Source organism: Candidatus Methylobacter oryzae (assembly GCF_003994235.2).
Taxonomy (GTDB): domain Bacteria; phylum Pseudomonadota; class Gammaproteobacteria; order Methylococcales; family Methylomonadaceae; genus Methylobacter_A; species Methylobacter_A oryzae.
Map to the genome: position 1 here is coordinate 1 of NZ_RYFG02000048.1, position 5,026 is coordinate 5,026.

Genomic DNA, 5,026 nt, shown 5'->3' on the forward strand with positions numbered 1-5,026 from the left:
AGCGCTTGCGGTGTTTTCTTTTAGCCATTGCAAATTTTAAATTTTGCAGGTTTTGCAACTCAATGGCTACTTTTAAAACACGCACTTAGAATCAGTTGTTAAACGGAAGATTTAAGCGATTAATAAAAAAGCGCCCCAGGCAATAAAAGCGACGCCGACTATTTTGCAAATAAGCGTTGCTTGCAAAGGCATCGACTTCTCGAATATAACCAATAAGGTTATCAAAGCCATTCCCAACAGGTTCATTACGCCGACAACAAACATAACCAGCATTTGCGCCCAGCAACAGCCTACGCAGTAAGCGCCATGTTTGACACCCATGTTAAATGCGCCTGCAGAGCCATCCTGCCATTCATTTAATAAGAAACCCACCGGGGTTTTACAATAAACCAGGCAAGCATTCTTAAGCGGCATGAATTGGTAAAAACCAGCTAAGAATAAGATGCCGGCTGCCGATATTGAGTTTTGGCTATCCATCATCGGCGATAACCAAGCCAATCCATACATTTGCCATTGCAACACGGTTAACGCGCAACTGAATAAAAGCCATACGCCCAGATAAGCCAAAATGAACAGATACGTCAATTTAACGGCTGACTTGTCGCTCCGTTGCCGGCAAATTTTAATAAACGCCTGTATCATCGGAAGCGCCGATGGCAACATCATGGCCGCCATCATCACAGCCCACATGAAATAAACTAAAGCAAAATCCATGAAATGCCATGCCCGCGGCTCCGAAGGCGGCATCCAGAAACTCGACATCGGCTGCGACGTCATTTGATAATGCACATAGAACAGGTAAGCCCAGGCCGACAAAATCCATATCAGCACAATAACCAGAACCGGGTTTTGTATCTTAATCGGGAACATTACGGATGATAAATAAAGGATGAGAAATAGCCGTTACACTCGGAAAACTGCCAGTTTTTATCGTAATCTTGATACCTGTAATTTTTCGACTTGGCGACGACGGCAGGATGACTTGTTACTACGCACAACGGCGGGTTGTTTATCGTTGCCTGTCCGCCAGTTATCCCCTGAATGCTTTCAATATCGGCTTGAGCTATGCCGGGAATGATCAATTGCCGACTGTTGCCTTGTTCGCAATAGTCGATTTTTACTTTTTTCACACCTAACACCTTGTCGACAAAGCTCATCAAGATCGCAGGATGTCCGCCTTGCAGGCCGCTAAAAATTTGTACAATCGCATCGACCTGGCCGTCATCGGCGCGCTCGTCCACATAGAGAGCCGCTTGCCAATTGCCGTCCTTCATGTTTCCCGGCGAATAGCACGCCATCGCAACATTCAAATCATTCAACGATTGACCGTCCAGATGACCTTGCTCAATATGCCATGCCACCAGCAATTTACAGTCGCCTTCTGACGGCGGCTGTAGCCAGACACAAGGACAGGCGGTCTCGCAATTACAGGTTTCAAAATAACTGCCTTGCAAAGTCCAACTTTTGATTTCCGGCATACTGCCTCCTAAAACGGTTCTTTAAACGGTCTTAAATCCAATTCATGAGTCCATGCGCTGGGATGCTGTTTATGGATGGCCCAATACGTCTCCGCGATCGCGTCGAGCTGCAACAGCCCGTCCTGGCCTTTTGCTTGAACATAGTCCGGAAATTGATTCCTGGCTCGTTCGCCGTCAATCACGCCGTCAATAACGGTATGCACCACGTGTATGCCCTGCGGCGAAAACTCTCTTGCCATGCCTTGCGCTAACGCCCTCAAACCGGCTTTAGCGGCTGCGAATCCGGTAAACGGCGGTTTCGCTCTTAGCGATGCCGTCGCCCCGGTAAAAAATAGCGTGCCTTGGTGTTGATCCTTCATTGCGTTGACCGCTTCCTTGCCGAAGAAAAAAGCACCCAGGCAATTTTGCTTCCAAAGCGCGGTAAAAGCTTCGGTATCCATATCCAATAGCGGCGATGGAATATTGCTGTCCACGTTGTAGACAGCAATATCAACAGCATGATTATCCAGCCGCGCCACTTTAAACAAGTGCGCCACATCGCGTTCAATGGTTGCATCGGCAAGCACGATCGTGGCCGATCCGCCTTTTTGCCTGATTTTTTCAGCTACCTGCTGAAGATTGTCTTCACTTCGGCCGGCTATATAGACGTGTAAACCTTTTGCTGCAAAATATTTGGCCAGTGTAGCGCCCAAACCTTGTTCCGGGCCAACCCCGATAATAACGGCTGAACATTTTCGTACCATGCTTAATCTTCTTGATTTAACTTTATTTACAATTACTTGGCGCCGAATATCAACGAGAAATTATTCGCAGGCATATCAATCTGCTCTTTTAACTCCAAGCCGTGATTTTCAGCAGCCTTTTTCAGATCGGCGACATCTTTTAATCCCCACTCTGAAACGCCAGCCGAACTCAATGTTTCATGAAATTCTTTATTGGAATCGGTAGTAAAGGCGCCTTCGACTTGGAACGGACCGTAAATCAGCAAAAAACCGCCGTCGCTCAATAAATGCGAAGCGCATTTCATCATGCCGTCGGCAATTGAAATCGGCGCCACCTGGAAAATATTGATACAGAAAATAGCATCAAATGAATGCGGCTTGCCGGCATTAAACCAGGTTTCAGGATTGGTTAGATCCAGATGAGCGGGATCGGCAATATTATCGTTCTTGTGATCGATTGTCAGTTTCTTGATATTATCGAAAACGGCTTGATCCTTATCGGAAGGATGAAAATGTAAATGCTCGAAATGCGGCGCAAAAAAGTTGATATGCATGCCGCTACCGCTGGCAAGCTCCAGAACGTTTCCCGGATCTTTAGGCAGTTTTTCTTTTAAAACACCGAGCAGCGGTTCGCGGTTGCGGTTTCCGGCCCAGGCAACATACTCGCTTAATGGATGCGGGTCTAAAGGCGGCTTATCTTGACTCATTATTAACTCCTCGTAATTATTATGGTTAAAACTCAAGTAACTACTCAGCGTATAGTCAATAGAACACGGATTAAACAGATAGCCACAGATTTAAAGCCAAATTGAGCAGCTCAAAAACTTATGCCCGTTGGGTATAAAAACGCAAACAAACCGAGGTTCGGGCTAAAAATCCGTGTGAATCCGTCCTAAAGGTGTCATCCGAGTTCTATTTTTCTATGCGCTAAATAGTTACAGATTCAATAATAGCAAGTGCTGTGCCAGCAACGATTACAAATATTTGCTTTAAATTTCAATCCATTGGATTTTGACATTGCCAGATTAGCGAAGCCATGCTTCAATTTGCGAAAATAAACTTCACAAAAACGCCATGAATAACAACTCTCTATCCGATTTAACGCCTGTCTTTTTTCTGCAAACTTTCATCCTTGAACTGATGCATGCCAGCGAACAGCAAGGGCAAAAACATTGCGAGCAATTAATCGAACATATCGCCAAAACCGCCGGCTGCTTTTTTGAAGAAACCTATCGCGAAGCCGCCCATAAAGTCGAGTGGCTCGACAAAGAAAGCTACATCGAGCTAATTCTCGGCCTTAAGAACAATATCGGCGGTAAATTTTCACTGGTTTCCAGCAACCCCGATTGCATCACCGTCAGCAACAGCAGTTGCCCTTTTGGCGATCGCGTCACTAACTTTCCCGAATTATGCCGGATGACCTCCAGCGTCTTCGGAGGCATCGCCGCCAGAAATTTCGGCTACGCCAAAGTCGAGATCAAACAAAGCATTGCCCGCCAGGACGGTCTTTGCGAAGTTTGCGTATACACAAACCCGAACGCGGCAAAAGACCATCCGGGCATGGAATACACCGACACTACGCCGGTTAAAGAGATGCAAGACATTAACGAACTGCACTCGCGCATTGAACAAAGCATGCAGCAAATCTGGCGCAAACAAAGCAAATTGCCGGCAAAGACACACCAACCTCCGGCGATTATTGCCAAATCGCCGACTATGCAGAAAATATTGCAAGCCATCGAAGTAATCGCGCCGACTCAGGCAACGGTGCTGATTCAAGGGCAAACCGGCGTCGGCAAGGAACTGATTGCGCGCGCGATACATGCGATGAGCGACCGTTGCGATAAGCCTTTTATACCGATCAACTGCGGCGCTATTCCCGAAAGCCTGATCGAAAGCGCGCTGTTCGGACATGAAAAAGGCGCATTCACCGGCGCAATCGAAGTCCATCAAGGCTATTTTGAACGGGCCGAAGGCGGAACCTTGTTCCTGGATGAAGTCGACTCATTGTCCCCTGCCGCGCAAACCCGCTTGCTTCGCGTACTGCAAGAAGGCGAATTGGAACGGGTCGGCGGCAAACAAACTTTGACGGTTGATTTGCGAATCATCTCCGCAACGAATAACAACCTGGAAGAGCTGGTCAGCCAGGAATCGTTCCGCAATGACCTGTATTACCGGATTAACGTGGTGCGCTTAAGCATCCCGCCTCTGGCCGAACGGCCGGAAGACTTGCCCTACCTTGTGCAATTAATCGTTCAGCGCTTGAGCAAGAAATATAACAAGGAAGTCGAATCGGTCAGCCGCGAAGTGATGCAAAAAATCCGCGCTTATCCGTGGCCCGGCAATGTCCGCGAACTGGAAAATATCCTGGAGCGCAGCATTTTATTTGCGACTGGCAAGGAAATGACCGAATTGGACTTGCCGCTTCCGGCTGCAACAAAGAATATTCAGCAATGGAAAGATATTAAGGAACAGGCGCTTGCCAAGGCCGAGCAGGCGTTTCTTGAAAATGCGCTAAAACAGCATCGGGGCGATGTGAAAAAAATCGCGGAAGACATGGAAATTACGTCGCGGGCGGTCTATTCGAAGCTAAAAAAGTATGGGGTTAATTTGGCGGAGTATCGTGGAGTTTAACCGGTTAGATTTGGACGACAAGGATCTAAGTTCTCACAGCCGTAGGGCGTGCCATGCGCGCCTTCCCCGATACTTGAAAATCTCACACTCCCTTTGGCGCACACGGCACGCCCTTGTATCTTAATTCCTGTCATGGTTAGCTACCTTGGCACTGAGGCAGAAGCAGCTTGGGCACGCCCTTAAGGACCGACC

General features: G+C 47.6%; 5 protein-coding genes. 1 reads left to right on the forward strand and 4 read right to left on the reverse strand.

All coding sequences use genetic code 11. The annotated features are described in order from the left end of the window. Nucleotides 1–111 precede the first annotated feature (111 nt). Genes EKO24_RS06430 through EKO24_RS06445 form a run of 4 tightly spaced genes read right to left on the reverse strand, consistent with a single transcriptional unit; the run spans nt 112 to nt 2,907 of the window. The gene (locus EKO24_RS06430; RefSeq protein ID WP_127027263.1) at nt 112–870 is read right to left on the reverse strand and encodes a DUF2182 domain-containing protein; all 759 of its coding nucleotides are present in this window, start codon (nt 868–870) and stop codon (nt 112–114) included. Continuing rightward, complete coding sequence (locus EKO24_RS06435) at nt 870–1,478, reverse strand: DUF1326 domain-containing protein (protein ID WP_127027262.1); 609 nt, start codon at nt 1,476–1,478, stop codon at nt 870–872. The genes EKO24_RS06430 and EKO24_RS06435 overlap by 1 nt, the downstream gene beginning before the upstream one ends. Nucleotides 1,479–1,486: 8 nt before the next feature. Then, nucleotides 1,487–2,221, reverse strand: coding sequence for an SDR family NAD(P)-dependent oxidoreductase (locus tag EKO24_RS06440; protein WP_127027261.1), 735 nt, complete (start codon nt 2,219–2,221; stop codon nt 1,487–1,489). Between the two features lie 32 nt (nt 2,222–2,253). After that, nucleotides 2,254–2,907, reverse strand: coding sequence for a DUF938 domain-containing protein (locus EKO24_RS06445; RefSeq protein WP_196239999.1), 654 nt, complete (start codon nt 2,905–2,907; stop codon nt 2,254–2,256). 367 nt (nt 2,908–3,274) lie between these two features. Between EKO24_RS06445 and EKO24_RS06450 the strand changes: the two genes are divergently transcribed. Further along, nucleotides 3,275–4,834 carry a sigma 54-interacting transcriptional regulator gene (locus tag EKO24_RS06450; protein ID WP_127027260.1) on the forward strand — a complete coding sequence of 520 codons (1,560 nt, stop codon included), beginning with the start codon at nt 3,275–3,277 and terminating at the stop codon, nt 4,832–4,834. The last annotated feature ends 192 nt before the right edge of the window (nt 4,835–5,026 follow it).

Excerpts from the sequence above, each read along its gene's own strand:
- EKO24_RS06430 (WP_127027263.1), bottom strand. The coding sequence starts at position 870 with ATGTTCCCGATTAAGATACAAAACCCGGTTCTGGTTATTGTGCTGATA.
- EKO24_RS06435 (WP_127027262.1), bottom strand. The coding sequence starts at position 1,478 with ATGCCGGAAATCAAAAGTTGGACTTTGCAAGGCAGTTATTTTGAAACC.
- EKO24_RS06440 (WP_127027261.1), bottom strand. The coding sequence starts at position 2,221 with ATGGTACGAAAATGTTCAGCCGTTATTATCGGGGTTGGCCCGGAACAA.
- EKO24_RS06445 (WP_196239999.1), bottom strand. The coding sequence starts at position 2,907 with ATGAGTCAAGATAAGCCGCCTTTAGACCCGCATCCATTAAGCGAGTAT.
- EKO24_RS06450 (WP_127027260.1), top strand. The coding sequence starts at position 3,275 with ATGAATAACAACTCTCTATCCGATTTAACGCCTGTCTTTTTTCTGCAA.